A 22,168-nucleotide genomic window follows, 5' to 3' on the forward strand; every position below is an offset into this window, starting at 1 on the left:
ATTCGCCGCGCGCGCTTGGATCTCTTCAGTCCGTCAGGCGGCTTTCGCCTTTTCGAGGAACTTCACCGCATCGCCGACAGTGAGAATCGTCTCGGCGGCGTCGTCCGGAATCTCAACGCCGAATTCTTCCTCGAACGCCATGACCAGTTCGACGGTGTCGAGCGAATCAGCTCCCAGATCGTCGATGAAATTCGCTTTGTCGACGACCTTATCGGCTTCGACGCCGAGATGCTCGACAACAATCTTTTTCACGCGCTCGGCGACATCGCTCATCTTCTTTGATCCCTGTCTGCGTTTGGCTCGCGCCTTTTGGCGACCTGGTGCGAGCCGGCTGGCGCGCTCCATGATCGCCTTCGTCCCTTGAACTTGCAATCGCTCGCCGACCGCCCTGGTGTCCGCAAGACGCTTGGCGGCTTGCTTTCCGGGTTGAAATCGCAGCGACGCCGCCCCTCAGCGGCGAGGTCTGGTAGCATACTTCCCCGAGCATGGCGAGAGGCGCGCAGAGCGCGCTACGACGCGGCGAAAAGTCGCCGCAAGCGCTGCTCCGCCGTCAAATCCTCGCTGCTAGATCATGGCCATGCCGCCATTGACATGCAGGGTTTGGCCGGTGACGTAGGCCGCCTCTTCGCTCGCCAAATAGACACAGGCGGCGGCGACGTCGGCGCCCGTTCCAAGCCTGCCGGTGGGGACCATCCGAAGGATCGCCTCTTTCTGCGCGTCGGTCAGCGCATCGGTCATCGGGCTTTCGATGAAGCCTGGCGCGACGCAGTTGACCGTCACCCCGCGCGAAGCGACCTCGGCGGCGAGCGATTTCGACATGCCGATCATGCCGGCCTTGGCGGCGGCATAATTGCCTTGTCCGGGATTGCCGGTCACGCCGACGACCGAGGTGATCTGGATGATGCGGCCAAAGCGCTTTTTCATCATGCCGCGCAGCGCCGCGCGCGACAGGCGGAAGGCCGAGGTCAGATTGACGTTGATGACGGCGTCCCAGTCCTCGTCCTTGAGCCGCATGAACAGCATGTCGCGGGTGATGCCCGCGTTGTTGACGAGAACGTCGAGCCCGCCCATCGCCGCTTCCGCGGCCGGCACGAGCTTCTCCGTCTCGTCCTTTTGCGAGAGATTGCAGGGCAGAATGTGCGTGCGGCCGTCCAGTTCGCCGGCGAGCGCCTCCAGCGCCTCTTTCCTCGTGCCCGAAAGCGCCACGGTCGCGCCGGACGCATGAAGCGCGCGCGCGATCGCCGCGCCGATTCCGCCGCTTGCGCCGGTAACGAGCGCGTTCTTGCCCTTAAGATCGAACATTTCCTCTTCTCCCTCATGCCGATGGCGCGAGCCTTATAGCTCAGTTCGCGGGCGAGGCCTTTTTTCAGCCGCGGTTCAACGTCAGGGGAGGGGCAGAGAGCGGCGACGCCGGATCAGAAAGCGGGAGAATGGCGGGCGAAAGCTCAGCTTCGCTCCGCAAACGCCGGATTCAAGACTGAATTGTCGAGTTGGAGCATTGGAATTGTACGCAAATCTTCATGTGACCCAACTGCAACACTACAAATCTTTTGGCCGTTTCGGGCCCGTTTTTACCTTCTGTTTGTTGTTTCCCGCGAGAAATTTGACCACACTCCGCCGTGCTTGGGGGTCAGCGTCCTTGAACGTCCGCAAGAGTCACAGGACTGACGCGCACCTATTAATTTAAGTTGGCTCGAACTGAAGGATAGAGAGATGAAGACAGCGATCTCGGCCCTGGCTCTGGCGACGGCGCTTTTCGCCGGCGCTGCGAGCGCCGCCGACCTACCCTCCCACAAGGCGCCTCCGCCCTATATTCCCCCGCCGCCGATCATGACCTGGACCGGGTTCTACGCCGGTCTTAACCTCGGCGGTGGCTTCTATGCCTCCAATTCGTCCAACCAGGGCTGGAATTGGGGCTGGAACAACGGCAACAACAACACCGGCGGCGTCATCGGCGGTGGCCAGATCGGCTACAACTTCCAGGTCACGCCGATGTTCGTTGTCGGCGCCGAGACCGACTTCCAGGGCACGAGCCTGGGTTCCGGCGGCAACAACAACAACAACTGGTGGTTGTTTGGCCCCGGCTTCGGCAACGGCGGCGCCACGGCTCGCCTGAACTGGTTCGGCACCGTTCGCGGCCGCGTTGGCATCACCCTGCTGAGCCCGCAACTGCTGGTCTACGGCACGGGCGGTTTCGCTTACGGCGAAGTGCAGCGCAATGGCTGGTTGAACCAGAACTCTGCGGTGCAGACCGGCTGGACCGCCGGCGGCGGCGCCGAGTGGATGTTCTTCCCGAACTGGTCGGCCAAGGTCGAGTATCTGTATACGCAGATCAGCGGCACCGGCAGCAACAACAACTGGCTGTGGGCGTTCAACCCGGGTTGGGGCCTCAACAACGTGAACAACCGCACGCGTTTCCACACGATCCGCGCCGGCATCAACTACCACTTCAACTTCGGCTCTCCGGCGCCGGTGTTGGCCAAGTACTGATCCGACGATCGACCTTAACGGTCGAGAGAATGGGCCCGGTCCTCGCGACCGGGCCTTTTCTTTTGCGTGGTTCGGAGAACCTCTAAGCGAAGGCGCGGTAGGCCTCGAAATCGGCCGGCGCTCCCACCGAGATGCCCGCTGCGCCGGGCGCGATTCGCTTCAACAGCCCCGCGAGCACCTTGCCCGATCCGCATTCGACGAACTTCGTCACGCCGTGATCGGCCATATAGGCGACGCATTCGCGCCAGCGCACCGCCCCGGTGACCTGTTCGACGAGCAGCCGGCGAATCGCCTCCGGGTCCTGCGTCGGCGCGGCCGTCACATTGGCGACGACAGGAACCCGCGGCGCGCTGATCGTCGCGCTCGCGAGCGCGTCCCGCATGGCGTCTGCGGCGGGCTGCATCAGCGCGCAATGGAAGGGGGCGGACACCGGCAGCAGCACCGCGCGCTTGATTCCCTTGTCTTTGGCGATGTCGATCGCTTTTTCGACGGCCGTCTTCGCGCCAGAAATCACCACCTGGCCGCCGCCATTGTCATTGGCCACCTGACAGACGCCATTTGCGGCGGTCGCCGCCTCCTGAGCGATCGCCCGCGCCTGATCGAGATCGGCCCCGAGTAGCGCCGCCATCGCCCCCTGGCCGACCGGGACCGCCTTCTGCATCGCGTCGCCGCGGATGCGCAGGAGCCGCGCGGTGTCGGAAATCGTCAGCGCGCCGGCGCTCGCAAGGGCCGAATATTCGCCGAGCGAATGTCCGGCGACGAAGGCCGCGTCGCGCGCGAGATCGAGGCCGCATTCCGCCTCAAGCGCGCGAATCGCGGCGAGCGAGACCGCCATCAGCGCCGGCTGAGCGTTGGCAGTGAGGGTCAGCTCCGCTTCAGGGCCTTCGAACATGAGTTTCGAAAGCGGCTGCGACAGCGCCCCGTCGACTTCGGCGAACACCGCGCGCGCCGGCGCCGAGGCGTCGAACAGCGCCTTGCCCATGCCGACCGCTTGCGACCCCTGACCTGGAAAAATCAAAGCCTTCGCCATGCGTAACCGCCCCTGCTCATTTTTGTTTGCGCCGCCGCGAGTGGCATTGGGCGGTTCGCCGTGTCAAGTTGGCGCTAACAGCGGAAAGCGGGCCGGAGGCGGAAGATGAGGCAAAAGTCACGCGTCAGCAGCGCCGATCGATTCAACCGGCGCGGCGCGCTGGCGACGATCGGCGGCGGACTCGCGGCGGCGCTTGGCGCCACATCGCCCGCGCATGCGAAAGCCGAGCGGTCCTCCGTCCGCCCTGATGATGAAGGCTTCATGCGGCTTGCGATCGCCGAAGCGGCGAGGGGAGACTTTCCTTTCGGCGCCGTGATCGTGCGCGACGGAAAGGTCGTCTCCACCGGCCGCAATCTCGGCGTCTCGGACAATGATCCGACGGCGCATGGCGAGATGGTCGCGATTCGGCGCTTCGTCGCCGACCATCCGGCGAAGCAGCTAAAAGGCGCGACGCTTTACACGTCAGGCGAGCCCTGCCCGATGTGCATGAGCGCGATCGTCTGGTGCGGAATCGGGCGCGTCGTCTACGCCGCTTCGATCGAGCAGCTCGAGAAGCGAATCGGCCAGATCATGATCACGAGCAAAGCGGTGGCGCAGGCCGCGCCCTTCGCCACGGTCGAGATCACCGGCGGCGTGCTCGCGCCGGAAGCGCTGGCGCTTTTTGCAAAGAAGTGATCCGTTCTGCCGCGCCTGATTGCCGCGGCGTTTTGGGATGTTTTGCCGGCGAGGCGACGCAAGCTTGGATTGACGCCGCGCTCGCCGGCCGCCGCGTCACAGCGAAGATTTGCGGCGCATCGACGCCGATCCTCACGACGCGGGAGGAGCGTCGCCGAAACCGTCGTCTTGGCGTCTCGCGATTGCGCGAACGGGGGGCGGCCGCGCCAAGCGAGCGAGGGACAAACCCGCCGCACTTCCTTCTGCAAACGAAGCTTGGAAGATAAAAAATCCAAAGCGTGGCTTGAGATAGCTGCAACCTCGCCAATGCAGCGCTAAAATTCGCCATTGAATTCAGTTTCCGGCCCGGCTCTACCCGCTAGCGGCCGATCTCGACCATGACTTCGTTGCGCCGGTTCCAGGGCAGCGTCCAGGGCGGGTCGTAGAAGGCGTATTGCGGCGCGCCCTTCGGCGAGAGCCCCTGCCGCTTCACATAGTCCAACAGCTTCTCTTGATTCTCGGCGAGGGCGTCGTCGCTGACGATGCCGGAGAAGCGGATCGCCGCCATGCGCATCGCCGGCGCGGCGACGAGCCTGACTTCGGCGTTGTTGGGCTTGGGCAGGTTCGCCATGCTGAATTCGGCGGGCATGGTGAAGCGCACTTTCCAATCGCCTTTTTCCGGCGCCTGTCCGACAGGCGCGGTCATGGCGATCTTCTGCTGCGGGGAATTGTCGCCGAAGATATATCCGGCGAGGCGGCGAAAGCCTTCGCTAACGGCCGCGCCGCGCTCGCCGGCGACCGTCGTCTCTGCGACGATCTGCGGCGCGTAATCGCGTATTTCGATGGCCCCTTGGGAGGCGACCACCGAATACCTTGCGTGCTCCACGTCGGAATCCGCGCGTGCGGGGGCGACCGCGACTAGTCCGGCGAGGATGACAAGCAATCGCCGCATCTCCTGGATCCTCTTCCTCAAGGAAAGAGAATGAAGCGGGTTGGAGCCGCGCAACAGGCGGATGGGCGCCAATGAGGGGCGGTTTCTCGCCACCTGTCGCATGTTCGACGTCGAGGCGCCGCTCCATGCCCGCATGGCCCAGCTCTCTGTCGGCGATGCGAATATTTAGCGGATCGCCTCCGGCGAGGCCGGGAACGAGTAAAGGCCGAAGAAGTTTGCTGTGCTCAACTCCGGAGACAGCCCATGCCGTTTAACCCGCTTGCAGAACGCGGACTGCCGCTCGAGCGACAGCTTCGCTCCTGGTCAGAGCTGAACGTTGAGCCCTACCGCACCGAGGACGTTCACCCCTACACCCGCTGCCGCGTCATCCTGATGAACGGCATTGAAGTTGAAGCGATCATCTTCTCGCACAACTTCAACCGGAACACCGCCGACGTCGAGCTGAAACAGCGCCTGCAGATGGTGCGGCGCATAGAACAGCAGCAGCAGAAGGCGGTGAACTGGCTCATCCCAGCCGAGAAGCACGAGAACGTCATCGAGGTGACGATCGGCTACGAGCAGGTGGCCGTCGACCTCACGGCATGGCTCGCGCGCAACGAACCCGATCCCTATCTGCGGCAGGTTTATGAATTCGGCCTGCTCGAAGATTTCGACCACCTCTACCGCTACGCGAATCTCATGGATCTGATGGGCAACCGTCGCAAGGCCGAAGAGATCACCGGCAATTATACGGACATCACCCCCGGCCGCCCGACCGCGCGACGACATTCGTCGGCCGATGACGGTGCAGGCCGCGCATCGCCAGTCGATCCTCAACGCCATGACGCTCGTCTCCGCCGAGCAGCAGACGATGAACTACTACATGAATGTCGGGAACAGGCCGGATAATCCGCTCGCCCGCGCGGTTTATCTGGAGATCGCGCAGATCGAGGAGCAGCACGTCAGCCATTATGAGTCGTGTCTCGATCCGACCGTGAGCTGGCTGACCAACTGGCTGCTGCACGAGAATCACGAGTGCTGGCTCTACTGGTCGTGCATGCAGACGGAAGTCGATCCGCGCATCAAGGCGATCTGGGAGCTGCATCTCGCCATGGAGATCGAGCATCTGCAGATCGCGGCGCGCGCGCTCGAGGAGATCGAGGGCAAGGACGCGGCCGAAATTCTCGGACCCGGCTACGACAAAGCCATGACCTTCGAAGAGAACAAGGCCTATCTCAAACAGGTCGTCGCCGATCAGGTCGACCTCACCGCCTGGGATTCGACGTTCCTTCCGGTCACCGACCTGCCGCAGGGCCATCGCTACTTCGAATATCAGGCGCGGGTGAACGCCGGCGGCGCGCCAACCGAGCAGGCGATCGAGCGCCATGTGGCGGAGTTCGGCGAGGAATACCGCCGCGAGGATACGCCGCATCCAGTCGCGGCGCTGCAGGAGGAAGGACCGCATGGCGATCTTGGTTACTGGCGCGCGGCCAGGGCCAACAATTTCGACCTCGGCGGCGGCGCGGCCGCGGCGGAATGAAGGAGAGCGATGATGGCTGATCCCAAGAAGCGGGGAGAAGAAGGCAGCGCGGGCGCCGTGAAAGGCGCCTTCAACCAGGCCGCCGACACCCTCGGCGGCATGGTCGGCATGGCGTCCGCCTCGACCTTCGGCTCGCGTGTGAGCGAGGCCTTCGTCTCGAACGCCAGCGCCGGCGATCTCTACGAGATCGAGGCCGGAATGATGGCGGCGCGGCGCGGCCGCTCGGAATCGGTGCGCGCCTTCGGCGAGATGATGGTCGCGCATCACACGACCTCGCTGCACCAGATGCAATCCGCGCTGATGAGCAGCGAAGTCGCGGACGCGCTGCCGGACCCCATGCCGGCGCCGGCGCTCGACGCGCGTCGGCAGAACATGCTCACGCATCTGCACGAGGCGTCCGACGACGACTTCGATGACGTCTATCTCGACCAGCAGCGCCTCGCGCATCGCGAGACCGTGACGCTGCTTCGGGGCTATGCCGGGAATGGCGACAATCCGCAGCTGCGCTCTGTCGCGGCCGGCGGCCTTCCGATGGTCGAGCGGCATCTGAAGGCGATCGAGCGCATCGGCCGTCACTGACGACGACAAGGACGGCGAGCTTCCGCCGTCCTTGCTCTCGCCTTCGGCGCCTGCGGAAGATGACGGCGCTTACGCCGGCCTCTCCTTGACCAGCTCCTCCACGACGCTCGGATCAGCGAGCGTCGAGGTGTCGCCGAGCGCGCCGAACTCCCCTTCGGCGATCTTGCGCAGGATGCGCCGCATGATCTTGCCTGAGCGCGTCTTCGGCAATCCCGGCGCGAATTGCACGATGTCGGGCGTCGCGATCGGGCCGATCTCGTGACGCACCCACTGCGCCAGCTCCTTGCGCAGATGTTCGCTCGGCGTCACGCCCTGATTGAGCGTGACATAGGCGTAGATGCCCTGTCCCTTGATCTCGTGCGGATAGCCGACGACGGCGGCTTCCGACACTTTCTCATGCGCGACGAGCGCGCTTTCGACTTCCGCCGTGCCGAGGCGATGGCCTGAGACATTGATCACGTCGTCAACGCGGCCGGTGATCCAATAATCGCCATCACAATCGCGCTTGGCGCCGTCGCCGGTGAAATATTTGCCGGGAAAGGCGGAGAAATAGGTCTGCGCAAAACGTTCGTGATCGCCATAGACGGTGCGCATCTGCCCCGGCCATGAATCGGCGATGACGAGCAGGCCTTCGCACTGGCCTTCGAGCACATTGCCGGCAGCATCGACGATCTCCGGGGCGACGCCGAAGAAGGGCCGCGTCGCGGAGCCGGGCTTGAGATCAATCGCGCCGGGCAGCGGCGAGATCAGCACGCCGCCCGTTTCCGTCTGCCACCATGTGTCGACGATCGGACAGCGGCCTTCGCCGACGACGCGATGATACCATTCCCAGGCTTCCGGATTGATCGGCTCGCCGACCGAGCCCAAGAGGCGCAGCGACTTGCGGCTGGTCTTTTTCACCGGCGCTTCGCCTGCCGCCATCAGCGCGCGAATGGCTGTCGGCGCGGTGTAGAAAATATCGACCTTGTGCTTGTCGACGATTTCCCAGAAGCGCGACACGCTCGGATAATTCGGCACGCCTTCGAACATTAGCGTCGTCGCGCCATTGGCGAGCGGACCGTAGAGAATATAGCTGTGGCCGGTCACCCAGCCGACGTCGGCCGTGCACCAATAGACGTCGCCCTCGCGATAGTCGAAGACGAGTTCATGGGTGAGCGAAGCGTAGACGAGATAGCCGCCGGTCGTATGCAGCGCGCCCTTCGGCTTGCCGGTCGAGCCTGACGTGTAAAGAATGAACAGCGGGTCTTCCGCGTCCATCTCCGCATAGGGACAATCGGCGTGGACGCGCGCGGCTTCCTCCTCATAGCGGAAGTCGCGGCCGGGCTGCATGTCGATCTCGGCGCCGGTGCGCGTCACGACGATGACCGCCTTTGCGGAGACCTTGTCGAGCGCTGCGTCGACATTGGCTTTCAGCGGAACTTTCTTGCCGCCGCGCAGGCCCTCGTCGGCGGTGACGATGACGTCCGATTGCGCGTCCTCGATGCGTCCCGCGAGCGAATCCGGCGAGAAGCCGCCAAAGACCACCGAATGAATCGCGCCGATGCGGGCGCAGGCGAGCATCGCGAAAGCGGCCTCGGGAATCATCGGCAGATAGATGGTGACGCGATCGCCCTTCTTGACGCCGTGCCTCTTGAGCACATTGGCGAAGCGGCAGACTTGCTCATGCAGTTCGGCGTAGGTGATGTGACGGCATACGGAAGGGTCGTCGCCTTCCCAGATGATCGCGGTCTTGTTGGCGCGCTCCGGCAGATGGCGGTCGACGCAATTCATCGCGACATTGGTCGTGCCGTCCTCGAACCAGCGGATCGACACATTATGCGTGTCGAAACTGGTGCGCTTCACTTTGGAGAAGGGCGTGATCCAGTCGATGCGCTGCGCCTGCTCGGCCCAGAAGCCTTCCGGATCCTGGAGCGAGCGCTCATAGAGACGGCGGTAGCTTTCTTCGTCGACGCGCGCGTTCTTCTTCCAGTCGTCCGTGACGGGGTAGATCTTCTGCGACATTATTGTTCTGACGCCTTCGAGTTCGTCATGGCCGGCCTGGGCCCGGCCATCCACGCCATGATGCTGCGCAATCCCTGGTCAGCGACGCCTATTACAGCCTTTCAAGCGTAGCCGATACCCGCGTGGACGCCCGCGACAAGCGCGGGCATGACGCCGGTGGGATGTCGCCGCGATGCGCGTCACCCCTTGCCCGTTCGCGCGATCTCCACATTGTGCTGCATGCGCCGGACCATCAGCCGCATCAGATAAAAGCCGAACTGTGGATTCTGCGCCGAGAGCTGCAGGAGATCGTCGTAGCGCACGCAGAGAAGCTCGACGTCGGTCGCGGCGTCGGCGGTGGCGGTGCGGCGGTTTTCATTGGTGAACATGCCCATCTCGCCGAACAGCGCGCCGGGCTTCAGCGTCACGTCAGGCTCGCGCAGATGAATCTCGCCGCGCACCAGGAGATAGGCTTCCTCCGAGAGATCGCCCTTGCGATGCAGAACGAAGCCCTCGGAGAGCTTGAGCGGCTTCATATAGGGGCGCAGCCATTCGAAATCGAAATCCTCGGAGGCGGCGGCGCGAATGTCCTCGACAAGGCGTCGCATCTGCCGAAGCCGCACGATGTTGACCGGCACGAGAAAGGCGTTGAGCGCGAAGAGCGGATAGAGGCCCTTGAGGAAGAAGTAGAGGGCGAACAGCGCATTGGCCAGAATGGCGCCGATACGCAGCGGGATCATGGTGTTCGACACATAGACGAACACGCTCGCCGCCGCGGCGAGATAGCCGATCGCTTCGATGATCAAACGCTGCAGCGTCATGGCCGGATCGTTGTGGCTTCAGCTTCGCTCAACACCTTTAGCAGAAGCCTTCGTAAAAATGCGAGGGGCGGAACACGCTTGCGCACGGAGCGTTCCAACGGTCTACGGGCCAGCGGACATCGACATGACACAGGCAGCCGACTATCGCGTCAACGGCCTCCGGGCCGCCTTTCCGACCGCCGGCGCGGTCATTCTGGGCGTCGGCCTCGGCATTTTCTTCGACGGCATCGTGCTGCATCAGATTCTGCAGTGGCATCATTTCGTCAGCAACTGGAGCCCTGCCGAAACGGTCGAGCGCATGGCGTTCAACACCTACTGGGACGGTCTCCTCCACAGTTTTGCTTATGTCTGCGTCGCCGTGGGCCTGTTCCTTTTGTGGCGCGCCGCGCGCCAGGCTGGCGGCATGTGGTCCGGCCGGCGGCTCCTGGGCGCCGTTCTGATCGGCTGGGGCGGATTCAATATATTCGATGGCGTCATCAACCACCTTGTCCTCGAAATACATCATGTGAATGAACGGGTGGATCGGGCGCTGTGGCCGATCTACGACGCCGGCTTCATTATCTGGGGCGTGGCGATGCTGCTGATCGGCGTCGCGCTTCTACGCGGCGTGAGACGGGAAATGCCGGCGGCCGAGCCTTCGCCTCGCGCCTAGTTGGGGCGTCCGCTTCGCGTCCCTGGCTTTGCCTGACTGCGGCGATTTGGTAAAGGGCGCTAGGCTTCCTCGCGTCACATCGAAAGAATCATGGAAAAGTTCACCACGCTGACCGGCGTCGCCGCGCCGCTGCCGATCATGAACGTCGACACGGACATGATCATCCCCAAGCAATATCTCAAAACCATCCAGCGCACCGGCCTCGGCAAGGGCCTCTTCTCGGAGATGCGCTATCGCGACGACGGCTCCGACAATCCCGATTTCGTGCTGAACCAGCCGGCCTACCGCAAGGCCAGCATTCTTGTCGCCGGCGACAATTTCGGCTGCGGCTCGTCGCGCGAACACGCCCCCTGGGCGCTGCTCGACTATGGCGTCCGCTGCGTCATTTCGACAAGCTTCGCCGATATTTTCTATAACAACTGCTTCAAGAACGGCATTCTGCCGATCACGGTCAGCCAGGCCGAACTCGACAAGCTGATGGACGACGCCCAGCGCGGCGCGAACGCCACGCTCACCATCGACCTCGAGGCGCAGGAGATTCGCGGCCCCGACGGCGGCGTGATCAGGTTCGACATCGATCCGTTTCGCAAGCACTGCCTGCTGAACGGGCTCGACGACATCGGTCTGACCCTTCAAAAGGCGGACAAGATCGACGTTTACGAAAAACAGGCCGCCGCGAAGCGCCCTTGGGCTTGACCGCCGGCGAGGTTTCCGAAGCGGAGCTTATAGTTTAGAGCACCCTTACCGCAGCGGCGAGCGTCGCTTCGACCCTGGACACTCAGAGCGACGGACAAGGCGCGCGCTTGAGCTATCTTTCCGCCCTTTCCACGCGTTTTCGCGCCGTCGGCCAGTCGCTGGCGCGGCTGGCTCAGGGCGTCAGCCGTTCCCGCAAGCCCGACGAACTGGCTGAAAGCCAGTGGCGCGACGCCGGCGCCCAAAATATAGGCGCCGATTCCGACGAGGCCGCGCGCGACAGGGACTTCTGGGGACCCTCTCCGGCGGTGGAGCAGGGAGACTCGGGCTTCGAGCCGCGGGCCGCCTATCGGGAGCCCGCCGGGATGGACGGCGAAGGCCTGCTGTCGGTCCACAATCTGGCCAAGTCCTACAAGACGCGCCGCGTCGTGGAGGACGTGAGCCTGCACGTCGCGCGCGGCGAGGCGGTCGGCCTGCTGGGACCGAACGGCGCCGGCAAGACCACCGTCTTCTATATGATCACCGGGCTGGTGAAGCCTGACAGGGGCGTGATCTCGCTCGACGGCTACGACGTGACGCCGCTGCCGATGTATCGCCGCGCGCGGCTCGGGATCGGCTATCTGCCGCAGGAGGCGTCGGTGTTCCGGGGCCTCTCGGTCGAGGACAATATCCGCGCCGTGCTCGAGATCACTCAGCCGGACCCCAAAAAACGCGAGGAGGAGCTCGACGCGCTTCTCGAAGAGTTCCGCCTCACCCGCATGCGCCATACGCCCGCCGTAGCGCTTTCGGGCGGCGAAAGACGCCGCTGCGAAATCGCCCGCGCGCTCGCCGGCCACCCTTCCTTCATGCTGCTCGATGAGCCTTTCGCCGGCATCGATCCGATCGCCGTGGGCGGCATTCAGGATCTCGTGCGGCATCTGAAGGCGCGCGGCATCGGGGTGCTTATCACCGATCACAGCGTCCGCGAGACGCTGGGCCTCACCGACCGCGCCTACATCATCTACAACGGCCATGTGCTGACCGAGGGCTCGCCCGAGGAAATCGTCGCCAATCCCGACGTTCGGCGGATCTATCTCGGCGAAGATTTCCGCATGTAACGCCACAGCAGCCGCTCCATCAGCGGCGGCGGCGCGGCTCGCCGCGCAGGCGTGGCGACGGGGCGCTTGTTGGCGACGAGGACCGTGGCGCAGGCGAGTTCAAGCTGTTTTTCCCGCGGCAGCTCGGCCGCGAAGGGCGCGCCGAGAAGCGCCAGGGGGTCGGCGGTGAGCGCGCCGACCGGCATCTCCAGAAATTTCGCCCGCGTGTCTTCAGGCAGAACCTGCGACCAGCTGTTCAGCACCCAGGAAATCGCCCAGAGGGGGTGGATCGGGGTCAGCGCGCCGTCCTCGACGGCGATGTCCGTTTCGAACAGGCGACACAGGCCCTGCGGCGTCGCGTTGAAATAATGATGCGGATAGGCATGGACCGGCTGGAGCAGCGGCATGCAGCAGAACAGCTCTCCGGCAGGCTTCAGGACGCGCGCGAGTTCTTTGGCGCAGCGGAACGGGTCGCGCACATGTTCGAGAACCGCGATCGAGATGACCGCGTCGAACGCGCCGTCGACGAAGGGAAGCTCTTCGCCGACGCCGAGCACGTCGGTGGTGTCGTAATCGACGATCTCGAAATTGACGACGTTGGGAAAATACCAGTCCCTGCGGCCGGCGCCGCAATCGAGCACGAGCCCCTGCGGATATTTGTCGATGATGCCGCGCGCGACCTCGTCGTAATTGTGGCTCGAGACGTTTTCCACCTCGGCGAGGCCCGCAGATTTGCGCAGTTCGGCCGTGAGGAAATCCAGCTTGCCGTCACGCTGACGCACCGGCATGTCGCGCCGCAGGAAAGGCTTTAGTCTGTCGAGCTTGGCCTTGCGCATCTCCTTCAGCGGGCCGAGCGGGACGCGCTGCGAGCGGTCTTCCCCGCGGCCATGCAGATCGAAATGCTGGCGACCGGAGCCGATCCTGCCCTCGGCGACCGCGACCCGGACGTCCGGATTGACCGAGAGATAGCCGTCCTCGAGAAATCCCTCGGACGTTGCCTTTCTGATCTCGAATCCTATCGGGTCGGTCATTGAAAACGCGCTCGCGACGACGAGCGGCGATCCTTGCCCCCATAAGCTGCCCTGGGCAAGTCGCAGGAACGTTCGATGATTAAGGGTTGGGCGTTTTGCGCCTCTGAGCGCTGTTTTTTTGGCCCTGTGCGGGCTCCGCCGAAGTGATATAAGCAAAAACCGGGCCGCACAGAGGCGGCAATGGCGTTCGAGTAGGTCGGGCGAAAATGGCGATTTCCACCAAGTTGATGATGCGTCAGGGCCAGGCCCTGGTGATGACGCCACAGCTGCTTCAGGCGATCAAGCTGCTGCAGTTCTCGAATTTGGAGCTTTCCGCCTTTTTGCACGAGGAGCTCGAGCGCAATCCGCTGCTCGAGGCGCAGGAGGGCGATGGCGGCGCTGATGCGGCCGACTCCGATCGGGGCGCCGAGCCAGGCGCCGCAGACATCGCCGAAGGCCCGCAGGAGGGCGACTGGGCGCGTCAGGATCTCGCCGTCGACTCCGCGACGCTGTCAGCCGATCTCGGCGCCGACATGAGCAACGCCTTCGAGCCCGAAGGTCCTTCGATCGGCGAGCGGGCGCGGGACGAGGCCCCTGACGGCGCCGGCCTGTCGGCGACGTCCTGGTCGGGCGCGGCGGGCGGCGGGTCGACGGACGGCGAAGCGCCCAATCTCGAGGCCTATGTCGCCGATCGGCAGAACCTACATGAGCATCTCGCCGAACAGCTGGCGCTCGCCTGTCCAGATCCGCGCCACCGAATCATCGGCCAGGCGATCATCGACGGCATCGACGACAGCGGGTATTTGCGCGAGGATCTCGCCGAAATTGCCGCTCGTCTCGAGACGGACTTGACCGAGGCCGAACGGGTCCTGGCGACCATCCAGACCTTCGACCCCTCGGGCGTCGGCGCGCGCGATCTTGCGGAATGTCTCGCGATCCAGCTCAAGGAGCGCGACCGCTATGATCCGGCGATGCAGGCGTTCGTCGCCAATCTTCCGCTCGTGGCGCGACGCGATTTCGCGCAACTCGCCAAGGTTTGCGGCGTCGACGCCGAAGACATCGCCGACATGGCGGGGGAACTACGCCGGCTGGAGCCCAAGCCGGGCCGGGCGTTCGGCGGCGCGCCGATCCAGCCGCTCGTCGCCGACGTCATCGTCCGCGCGGCGGCGGACGGCGGCTGGCACGTCGAACTCAACGCCGACGCGCTGCCGCGCGTGTTGGTCAACCACAGCTATGCCGCGCAGGTCAGCGCCGCCGCCACGGGAGCCGCGGACAAGAGCTTCATTTCGAACTGTCTGCAGAACGCCAATTGGCTGACCAAGAGCCTCGAACAGCGGGCGCGCACCATCCTGCGCGTCGCCTCCGAGATCGTGCGGCTGCAGGATGCGTTCCTCACCCATGGCGTCGAACATCTGCGGCCGCTGAACCTGCGAACGGTCGCGGACGCCATCGGCATGCACGAGTCGACGGTGTCGCGGGTGACGTCCAACAAATACATGATGACGCCGCGCGGCGTGTTCGAACTCAAATACTTCTTCTCCGCCTCGATCGCGACGACCAGCGGCGGCGCGGCGCATTCGGCCGAGGCGGTGCGATTTCGCATCAAGCAGATGATCGACCGGGAGACGCCCGACGACATCCTGTCCGACGACGCCATCGTCGAGCGGCTGAAGGCGAGCGACATCGACATCGCCCGGCGCACGGTCGCGAAATATCGGGACAGTTTGCGGATTCCGTCGTCGGTCGATCGCCGCCGCGCCAAGCTTGCGCAGTCAAGGATGGCGACCCATTAATTGTTCTGGAGCCTCTGCGCGCCTGAAGCTTTGCCGCAACCGAGGATTCCATTGACTTCGGGCGCCGAGGCTTCTAACGCTGCGCGGAATTTCCGCTCTTTGGCTAGGTCGTCGGCGTTTCGCTGAGGGTTCAGGCGGAAAGTCTCGGGCGGATGGCGGAATGTGCGGGGGGCCGACGGCGGCGCGGCAGCGCGCGGCGGCGCCTTTCCGCAGCCGAAACTTCGCTCGCAACGAAAGTTCGGATTGAAAAATGTCTCTCAGGGTTTCCGGCAAGAACATCAATATCGGCGAAGCCCTACGCGTTCATGTGACGCAGCGGCTGGAGACGGCGGCGGCCAAATATTTCGATGGCCGTGTGAACGGCCACGTCACCATTTCGCCTGAGGGCTCCGGCTATCGGGCCGATTGCAGCCTGCATCTCGCCTCGGGAATCGTGTTGCAGGCCGACGGCCGCGCGCAGGAGCCTTACGCCTGCTTCGATCAGGCGGCGGAGCGCATAGAGAAGCGCCTGCGCCGCTACAAAAGCCGGCTGAAGAGCCACCATGAACATGGCCAAGCCACAGGCGACGGGGCTCAGGCCGAGGTCGTCGCCTATCACGTCCTCGAGGCGCCGAATCAGGAAATTGACGCGCCGGCGGAGTTCAGCCCCGCGATCATCGCGGAATCGACGACCAGATTGCGCCGGCTGTCGGTTTCGGCCGCGGTGCTGGACCTCGATCTCACCGGCGCCCCTGTGGTGGTGTTTCGGCACGCCAACACTGGCCGCGTGAATATCGTCTACCGCCGCGGCGACGAGAACATCGGGTGGATCGACACCCCCGAATCCGAGGGCGACTCGCGATAACGCAAAAAACGTCGCCGACGGCCATAAATAGGGCCTCCTCGGCATGTATCTTGCCATTTTCCGAGGCGCCTTCGGGTTTTGGCGAAAATCGCGAGACGTTGAAATTTCAAGGATGGTCAAAGCCTTCGGCGGCCCTAGACCTCCAATGAGAAGCAGGATGATCGTCGCATGCGGCCAACGGACTTGGTTTCGCCCGATTCGGTCTGCGCCTCGCTGAAGGCGACGACGAAGAAGCACCTTCTACAGGAACTCAGCGAGAAGGCCGCTAAAATCTGCGGGCTCCCGCCGCGTGAAATCTTCGACGCGCTCCTTCACCGCGAGCGGCTGGGCTCGACGGGAATTGGCGAAGGCATCGCCATTCCGCACGGCAAGCTATCGAAGTTGAAGGGAATCTACGGGATTTTTGGCCGTCTCGACCGCCCCGTCGACTTCGGCTCTCTCGACGGCGCGCCGGTCGATCTCGTCTTCATGATTCTGACGCCCGAGACCTCGGGCGCTGACCATCTCAAGGCGCTCGCTTGCGCGGCGCGCATGTTGAGGGATCAGGGACTCGTGGCGACGCTGCGCGCCACCCGCGACGACGACGCGCTCTATTCGCTCATCGCGCAGCGCTCAAAGCCGTTCGCGGCTTAAAAAATTGCGCCGCTCCTTAGAGCGGCGCGCTGCGTTTTTGGGCGCCGCCTCCGTGAGAGGCGTGTCCGCCTTTGCGGCCGGCTTCGGAAGCGAGCGCATGATCGCGCGAGAAGCTTCGTTTGGCCGGATTCACGCTCTGACCGCCCTTACGCCCTGCCCGGGCCGCAAGATCGGGATTCTGCGAAAAACTACGTTTTTCGTCGGGAACGCTTTGCCCGCCTTTACGAGCGATAGCGCGCTGCTTTTCAGGATCCATAGACGCAAAGCCGCGACTGGATTTCTTGTGTTCCTCCATGGGCCGCCTCTCAGTTTTCCCAGCGCCTTGGGCTATAACTCGCCGGGACGGCCAATGTTTCTGCGAAGCGCGATTTATCTTCGCAGTCCCTCGTGATCGGTTGGCGAGGAGGAGGGCGTTCGCGCCTGAAGTAAAAACGGTCGCAATAAATACAACAATCCCGGCGCCTTACGTCACATGCCGACCCGCGGCGCGGCTTGTTCGCGGCGTCCGGCGCGGCGATCGAAGAACAGCGCCTGGCTGATCACGGCCTTCAGGCTTTCGACATTGAAGGGTTTGGCGATGAGAAAGGCCGGCTCCGGCGGCTCGCCGGTCAGGAACCGCTCGGGGTAGGCGGTGACGAAAATCACCGGGATGGACAGCGTGCCGAGGATTTCATTTACGGCGTCGAGCCCTGAACTGCCGTCCGCGAGCTGGATGTCGGCGAGGATCAGTCCCGGATTGCTCTCCCTGATGGCCGCGACCGCCTCGGCGTGCGTGCGCGGCATGCCGACGACCCGATGTCCGAGCTCCTCGACGATGCTTCTCAGGTCGTGGGCGATCAGCGGCTCGTCCTCGATGATCAGCACGTCGGTCGCGATCTGGTCGGCGATCTCGCCGTTCGCCGCCTCGATCAGCGCGCCGGCCTCATTTTCCGAGACCTTCAACGTCTGGCCAATCTGGTCGAGATCGAAGCCTTCGAGCGCCTGCAGCAAAAAGGCTATTCGCGGCTTCAGCGAGATCGCGTCGAGATTGCGGCGTCCGCCCTCCGTTCCCGCGCCGGAGCGGTCGATATGGGCGTTGATCGGCGAGGCCGACCAGACGTCAAGGAACAAACGATAAACGGCGATGCGCAGGTCGTCGGACTCTGCGATGCGGTCCGGCTCGGCGACGACCGTTTCGAGAGTGGCCAGCACATATGCGTCGCCGCCTTCCCGATCGCCGACCAATGCGCGCGCAAAGCGTCTCAGATAGGGAATATGCGCGGAAATTTCCTTTGACGCCGACATGTCTTACAACTCCAGCAGCATCGAGCCTCAGATAAGCGGAGTGCGCGCTAAGCAGAATCAGAACTTGGACAATGCGTCAAAACTGCTCGGCGTTTTAGGGAACCAATCCTTTAGCGGTGCGTTTTGCCTATCGTCCTTGCGGCGCACTATAACGCGGCGGCTCCAGAAATCATGCATATTAAAATAGAGGGCTCCATGGGGAACAAGAATCCGGAGAATATAGTTGCGCGCGCGAAAGCAGACGACGATGCTTTCGCGGGCGAGGGGCGGTATTCTCCGAGACCTGGCCCTCGTAGGCTGGAGACGTTTGCAGGGTGGGTGATGACTCGTGACGAACTCGGCGATCGACGCCGAGGAGTGGGGGAAGCGCGCTGCGGCGCAAAGCCGGCTCAGAGACAGCGGCCGGTGGAATTTCAGGATTCGATCGGAAAGGAGCTTCGCAACCTTTATGACGACGTCGTATCGCAACCCGTTCCCGATCGGTTTCTGAAACTTTTGAACCAACTCGAAACGAATGTGCTATCCTCCCCGGCGACGTCAAGCGCGCCGAGGAAGAGTGAGTGACGGCAAGCCAAGAAGCGCATGCCCCGGGACAGGGATTGAAGGCTGAGCTGATCTCGGCCATTCCGAGCCTGCGCGCCTTCGCGGTGTCGATTTGCGGCAATTCCGATCGCGCCGACGACCTTGTCCAGGAAACGCTCGTCAAGGCCTGGGGCAGTCTCGCGACTTTCTCGGAAGGCACCAATCTCACGGCGTGGCTGTTCACCATCCTGCGCAACATCTACTACAGCGAATATCGCAAGCGCCGGCGCGAAGCGCCGGACCCCGACGGCGTGATCGCCGGTCGATTGATCGCGCCGGAATCGCAGCACGCGCATATGGATTTCCTCGACTTCCGCGACGCGATGCAGAAGCTGCCGCTCGATCAGCGCGAGGCGCTGATCCTCGTCGCCGCCTCCGGCATGTCCTATGAGGAGGCCGCCGAAATCTGCGGCTGCGCGCCGGGCACGATGAAGAGCCGCGTGAACCGCGCGCGCAATCGGCTCTCGGAACTGATGTCGGCGCCGCCGACCGCGGAGTCGCGCGAATGGTCCGCCGCCGAGCATCTGACGGAAGCCACGCGCGATTGAACGCCGGTCGGAAATGCCGCATAGGAAGGCGCGCGACACGCGCCCTTCCATGCGAGCGAGCTGATGACCGACGATCAGAGAATTGAACGCGATTCCTTTGGCGACATCGCCGTGCCGGCCTGGGCCTATTGGGGCGCACAGACCGAACGTTCGCGCGAGAATTTTCCGATCGGCGGCGATCGCATGCCGATCGAGATCGTGCATGCGCTGGCGCGCATCAAGCTCGCGGCCGCCAAGGTCAACGCCAGAAAAGGCCTGCTGGACCCTAAGATCGCCGATGCGATCGTCGCGGCCGCGCGGCAAGTGATCGACGGCAAGCTCGATGAGCATTTTCCGCTCGTCGTCTGGCAGACCGGCTCCGGCACGCAGACGAACATGAACGTCAACGAGGTCATCGCCAATCGCGCCAATGAGATGCTCGGCGCGCCGCGCGGCTCGAAATCGCCGGTTCATCCCAACGATCACGTCAATCTCGGACAATCGTCGAACGACAGTTTTCCAACCGCCATTCACGTCGCTGGCGCGACGACGATTTCCGGCCGGCTGATTCCCGCCGTCGAGCGGCTGCATATCGCGCTCAACGCCAAGGCGGTGAAATTCGCCAATGTCATCAAGATCGGCCGCACCCATCTGCAGGACGCGACGCCGGTGACGCTCGGTCAGGAGTTCTCCGGCTATGCGGCGCAGGCGGAATGCGCGGAAAGGCGCATCAGAACGACGCTCGCCGACCTGCTGCAGCTCGCGCAGGGCGGCACGGCGGTCGGCACCGGCGTCAACACTTTCAAAGGCTTCGGCGAGGAGGTCGCCGCCGACATCGCCGAGCAGACGGGCCTGCCGTTCGTCTCCGCGCCCAACAAGTTCGAGGCGCTCGCGGCGCACGACGCCATCGTCTTCGCGCATGGCGCGCTGAATGCGCTGGCGGCGGGCCTCTATAAAATCGCCTGCGACATTCGCCTGCTCGGCTCGGGGCCGCGCGCCGGCTTCGCGGAACTGAAGCTGCCGGAGAACGAGCCCGGCTCGTCGATCATGCCCGGCAAGGTCAATCCCACCCAGGTCGAATCGCTGACGATGGTGTGCACGCGGGTCTTCGGCAATAACGCGACGATCACCTTCGCCGCCTCGCAGGGCCATCTCGAACTCAACGTGCTGAAGCCGGTCGTCGGCTTCGCGCTGCTCGAGTCGACGATCCTGCTCGCCGATGGCGTCAACAGTTTCGTCGCGCGCTGCGTCGACGGCATCGAAGCCGATGAAGCCAATATCAAGCGCTTCCTCGATCGCTCGCTGATGCTCGTCACAGCGCTCGCGCCGAAGATCGGCTATGACGCGGCCTCGAAGATCGCACGCGCCGCGCATAAGAACGGCACGAGCCTGAAGGAAGAGGCGCTCGCGTCGGGCAAGGTCACGGAAGTCGAGTTCGACGAGATCGTGCGGCCGGAAAACATGCTCGCGCCGAACGCGTGACGTCTTCCGCTCGTCATGGCCGCGCTTGTCGCGGCCATCCATCCACGAGAACTTGCGTCCTCTTGCGTGGATGGCCGGCTCAAGGCCGGCCATGACGGCGGTGATAGGCCGCGCCTTCCCCTCGCCATGCAGACGCACTAGTTTCGGCTCCTGACCAGGAGCTCCATGCATGGCCACGATCGACGCCGTCCTCACCACGATAGACGCCAATCTCGACGCTTCCAGAGAACGCCTGTTCGATCTTCTGCGCATCCCGTCCGTTTCGACCGATCCCGCCTATGCGGCGCAATGTCTGCGGGCGGCGAACTGGCTCAAGGATCAGCTCAATGGCCTCGGCTATGAGGCGCAGGTGCGCGAGACGCCCGGCCATCCGATCGTCGTCGGCCACGCCAAGGCGAAGCGCAAGGACGCGCCGCATGTGCTGTTCTACGGCCATTACGACGTGCAGCCGCCGGATCCGCTGGAGCTCTGGGAGACCGAGCCCTTCGCGCCGCGCCTCGCCGACGGCAATGACGGCAAGGACATTGTCGCCCGCGGCGCCTCCGACGACAAAGGCCAGCTGATGACCTTCCTCGAAGCGTGTCGCGCCTTCGAGGCGAACGGCGGCCTGCCCTGCAACGTCACTTTTCTGTTCGAGGGCGAAGAGGAGACTGGATCGCCCTCGCTGCCGGGCTTTCTCGCGGCGAACAAGGACGAACTCTCGGCGCCCGATCTCGCGCTCGTCTGCGACACCAGCATGTGGAACGCCACGACGCCGGCGATCACGGTGATGCTGCGCGGGCTTGCGCTGGAAGAGGTGATCATCAAGGGCCCCAACCGCGACCTGCATTCCGGCATGTTCGGCGGGCCGGTCCTGAACCCGATCCATGTGCTGGCGAAAGTCATCGCCGATCTGCACGACGCGGAGGGCAAGGTGACGCTGCCGGGCTTCTACGCGAGCGTGCCTGAGATTCCCGAAGACATCGCGGAGCAATGGCGCGCCATCGATTTCAACGAAGCTAAATGGCTTTCGGAAATCGGTCTGACGCGCGTCGCCGGCGAAACCGGCCGCGGCGTCATGGAGCAGATCTGGGCGCGGCCGACCTGCGACGTGAACGGGATCATCGGCGGCTACACGGGCGCGGGCTCGAAGACCGTGCTGCCGGCGCAGGCCTCGGCGAAATTTTCATTCCGCCTCGTCGGCAAACAGGACGCGAAAGCGATTCTCGAAAGCTTCCGCAGCTTCGTGCGCGAGCGCCTGCCGACCGACGCCAAGGCCGAATTCCTTTCGCATGGCGCCTCGAACGCGCTGCAGCTGCCGTTCGGTTCGGAGGCGCTCAATCGCGCGCGCCGCGCGCTGGCGGAAGAATGGGACAAGGAGCCGGTGCTCGCCGGCTGCGGCGGCTCGATCCCGATCGTCGGCGCGTTCAAGCGCGACCTCAATATGGATTCGCTGATGATCGGCTTCGCGCATGACGACGACCGCATTCATTCGCCGAACGAGAAATATTCCTACACGTCGTTTCACAAGGGCGCGCGCTCCTGGGCGCGGGTGCTGCACGCGCTCGCGGCGGCGTGAGTGCGGACG

At 64.0% G+C, this 22,168-nt stretch carries 24 protein-coding genes; 15 read left to right on the forward strand and 9 right to left on the reverse strand.

The window, feature by feature from the left end; translation table 11 throughout:
• Positions 1 to 33: 33 nt before the first annotated feature.
• Complete coding sequence (locus AC0X69_RS11890) at positions 34 to 273, reverse strand: acyl carrier protein (RefSeq protein ID WP_014891668.1); 240 nt, start codon at positions 271 to 273, stop codon at positions 34 to 36.
• Between the two features lie 291 nt (positions 274 to 564).
• Positions 565 to 1,302 (reverse strand): 3-oxoacyl-[acyl-carrier-protein] reductase, encoded by a 738-nt coding sequence (fabG, locus tag AC0X69_RS11895; protein ID WP_482607845.1) that lies wholly within the window; start codon positions 1,300 to 1,302, stop codon positions 565 to 567.
• A 411-nt stretch (positions 1,303 to 1,713) separates the two neighbouring features.
• Between fabG and AC0X69_RS11900 the strand changes: the two genes are divergently transcribed.
• Positions 1,714 to 2,490: an outer membrane protein gene (locus AC0X69_RS11900; protein ID WP_482607847.1), complete on the forward strand. Its 777-nt coding sequence runs from the start codon at positions 1,714 to 1,716 to the stop codon at positions 2,488 to 2,490.
• Positions 2,491 to 2,572: 82 nt separating this feature from the next.
• Here AC0X69_RS11900 and fabD read toward each other — a convergent pair whose 3' ends face one another.
• Positions 2,573 to 3,520 carry an ACP S-malonyltransferase gene (gene fabD, locus AC0X69_RS11905; protein ID WP_482607849.1) on the reverse strand — a complete coding sequence of 316 codons (948 nt, stop codon included), beginning with the start codon at positions 3,518 to 3,520 and terminating at the stop codon, positions 2,573 to 2,575.
• Positions 3,521 to 3,625: 105 nt separating this feature from the next.
• On the opposite strand from fabD, the gene AC0X69_RS11910 reads away from it, so the two are divergent.
• Positions 3,626 to 4,195 carry a nucleoside deaminase gene (locus AC0X69_RS11910; protein ID WP_482607851.1) on the forward strand — a complete coding sequence of 190 codons (570 nt, stop codon included), beginning with the start codon at positions 3,626 to 3,628 and terminating at the stop codon, positions 4,193 to 4,195.
• 358 nt (positions 4,196 to 4,553) lie between these two features.
• Here AC0X69_RS11910 and AC0X69_RS11915 read toward each other — a convergent pair whose 3' ends face one another.
• Entirely contained in the window at positions 4,554 to 5,126 is a 573-nt protein-coding gene (locus tag AC0X69_RS11915; protein WP_482607853.1) for an SOUL family heme-binding protein, read from the reverse strand.
• Between the two features lie 243 nt (positions 5,127 to 5,369).
• Here AC0X69_RS11915 and AC0X69_RS11920 point away from each other — a divergent pair, with 243 nt between their 5' ends.
• From AC0X69_RS11920 to AC0X69_RS11930, 3 genes are read left to right on the forward strand one after another with little or no spacing between them, the layout of a single operon-like run.
• Positions 5,370 to 6,014, forward strand: a complete 645-nt coding sequence (locus AC0X69_RS11920) for a hypothetical protein (RefSeq protein WP_482607854.1) — start codon at positions 5,370 to 5,372, stop codon at positions 6,012 to 6,014.
• Positions 5,905 to 6,645: a hypothetical protein gene (locus AC0X69_RS11925; protein WP_482607855.1), complete on the forward strand. Its 741-nt coding sequence runs from the start codon at positions 5,905 to 5,907 to the stop codon at positions 6,643 to 6,645. Before AC0X69_RS11920 ends, AC0X69_RS11925 begins: the two co-directional genes overlap by 110 nt.
• A 12-nt stretch (positions 6,646 to 6,657) precedes the next feature.
• Positions 6,658 to 7,224: a DUF4142 domain-containing protein gene (locus AC0X69_RS11930; protein WP_482607856.1), complete on the forward strand. Its 567-nt coding sequence runs from the start codon at positions 6,658 to 6,660 to the stop codon at positions 7,222 to 7,224.
• Positions 7,225 to 7,293: 69 nt separating this feature from the next.
• On the opposite strand, the gene acs is transcribed toward AC0X69_RS11930, so the two are convergent.
• Both acs and AC0X69_RS11940 read right to left on the reverse strand, forming a co-directional pair.
• Positions 7,294 to 9,225 (reverse strand): acetate--CoA ligase, encoded by a 1,932-nt coding sequence (gene acs, locus AC0X69_RS11935; protein WP_482607858.1) that lies wholly within the window; start codon positions 9,223 to 9,225, stop codon positions 7,294 to 7,296.
• Positions 9,226 to 9,404: 179 nt separating this feature from the next.
• Entirely contained in the window at positions 9,405 to 10,025 is a 621-nt protein-coding gene (locus tag AC0X69_RS11940; protein WP_482607859.1) for a Crp/Fnr family transcriptional regulator, read from the reverse strand.
• A gap of 124 nt (positions 10,026 to 10,149) precedes the next feature.
• Here AC0X69_RS11940 and AC0X69_RS11945 point away from each other — a divergent pair, with 124 nt between their 5' ends.
• From AC0X69_RS11945 to lptB, 3 genes are all read left to right on the forward strand, one after another.
• A complete protein-coding gene (locus tag AC0X69_RS11945) occupies positions 10,150 to 10,677 on the forward strand; it encodes a DUF2243 domain-containing protein (protein WP_482607861.1) in 528 nt (175 codons plus the stop codon).
• A 90-nt stretch (positions 10,678 to 10,767) separates the two neighbouring features.
• On the forward strand, positions 10,768 to 11,373 hold the full coding sequence (gene leuD, locus AC0X69_RS11950; RefSeq protein ID WP_482607862.1) for a 3-isopropylmalate dehydratase small subunit: 606 nt from the start codon (positions 10,768 to 10,770) through the stop codon (positions 11,371 to 11,373).
• Between the two features lie 107 nt (positions 11,374 to 11,480).
• Entirely contained in the window at positions 11,481 to 12,467 is a 987-nt protein-coding gene (gene lptB, locus AC0X69_RS11955) for an LPS export ABC transporter ATP-binding protein (RefSeq protein ID WP_482607864.1), read from the forward strand.
• Here the strand turns inward: lptB and AC0X69_RS11960 are convergent.
• Positions 12,440 to 13,477: a class I SAM-dependent methyltransferase gene (locus AC0X69_RS11960; protein ID WP_482607866.1), complete on the reverse strand. Its 1,038-nt coding sequence runs from the start codon at positions 13,475 to 13,477 to the stop codon at positions 12,440 to 12,442. The genes lptB and AC0X69_RS11960 overlap by 28 nt on opposite strands.
• 206 nt (positions 13,478 to 13,683) lie before the next feature.
• Between AC0X69_RS11960 and rpoN the strand changes: the two genes are divergently transcribed.
• The 3 genes from rpoN to ptsN all read left to right on the forward strand — a co-directional run bounded on the left by rpoN (position 13,684) and on the right by ptsN (position 16,726).
• Positions 13,684 to 15,249, forward strand: a complete 1,566-nt coding sequence (rpoN, locus tag AC0X69_RS11965) for an RNA polymerase factor sigma-54 (protein ID WP_482607867.1) — start codon at positions 13,684 to 13,686, stop codon at positions 15,247 to 15,249.
• Between the two features lie 250 nt (positions 15,250 to 15,499).
• Positions 15,500 to 16,093, forward strand: coding sequence for a ribosome hibernation-promoting factor, HPF/YfiA family (gene hpf / locus AC0X69_RS11970; RefSeq protein ID WP_482607869.1), 594 nt, complete (start codon positions 15,500 to 15,502; stop codon positions 16,091 to 16,093).
• A 168-nt stretch (positions 16,094 to 16,261) separates the two neighbouring features.
• Positions 16,262 to 16,726 carry a PTS IIA-like nitrogen regulatory protein PtsN gene (gene ptsN, locus AC0X69_RS11975; RefSeq protein ID WP_482607871.1) on the forward strand — a complete coding sequence of 155 codons (465 nt, stop codon included), beginning with the start codon at positions 16,262 to 16,264 and terminating at the stop codon, positions 16,724 to 16,726.
• A gap of 16 nt (positions 16,727 to 16,742) precedes the next feature.
• Here ptsN and AC0X69_RS11980 read toward each other — a convergent pair whose 3' ends face one another.
• Both AC0X69_RS11980 and AC0X69_RS11985 read right to left on the reverse strand, forming a co-directional pair.
• Positions 16,743 to 17,021, reverse strand: a complete 279-nt coding sequence (locus AC0X69_RS11980) for a con-10 family general stress protein (protein ID WP_482607872.1) — start codon at positions 17,019 to 17,021, stop codon at positions 16,743 to 16,745.
• Between the two features lie 173 nt (positions 17,022 to 17,194).
• Positions 17,195 to 18,010, reverse strand: coding sequence for a response regulator (locus AC0X69_RS11985; protein ID WP_482607874.1), 816 nt, complete (start codon positions 18,008 to 18,010; stop codon positions 17,195 to 17,197).
• A gap of 321 nt (positions 18,011 to 18,331) precedes the next feature.
• On the opposite strand from AC0X69_RS11985, the gene AC0X69_RS11990 reads away from it, so the two are divergent.
• The 4 genes from AC0X69_RS11990 (at position 18,332) to AC0X69_RS12005 (ending at position 22,159) form a co-directional block, all read left to right on the forward strand.
• Entirely contained in the window at positions 18,332 to 18,574 is a 243-nt protein-coding gene (locus AC0X69_RS11990) for a NepR family anti-sigma factor (RefSeq protein ID WP_482607876.1), read from the forward strand.
• Positions 18,571 to 19,140 (forward strand): sigma-70 family RNA polymerase sigma factor, encoded by a 570-nt coding sequence (locus AC0X69_RS11995; protein ID WP_482607877.1) that lies wholly within the window; start codon positions 18,571 to 18,573, stop codon positions 19,138 to 19,140. Before AC0X69_RS11990 ends, AC0X69_RS11995 begins: the two co-directional genes overlap by 4 nt.
• Positions 19,141 to 19,203: 63 nt before the next feature.
• The gene (gene fumC, locus AC0X69_RS12000) at positions 19,204 to 20,601 is read left to right on the forward strand and encodes a class II fumarate hydratase (RefSeq protein ID WP_482607879.1); all 1,398 of its coding nucleotides are present in this window, start codon (positions 19,204 to 19,206) and stop codon (positions 20,599 to 20,601) included.
• A 169-nt stretch (positions 20,602 to 20,770) separates the two neighbouring features.
• On the forward strand, positions 20,771 to 22,159 hold the full coding sequence (locus tag AC0X69_RS12005; RefSeq protein WP_482607880.1) for a M20/M25/M40 family metallo-hydrolase: 1,389 nt from the start codon (positions 20,771 to 20,773) through the stop codon (positions 22,157 to 22,159).
• Positions 22,160 to 22,168: the final 9 nt, after the last annotated feature.

The organism is Methylocystis sp. Uni0008, assembly GCF_056838045.1.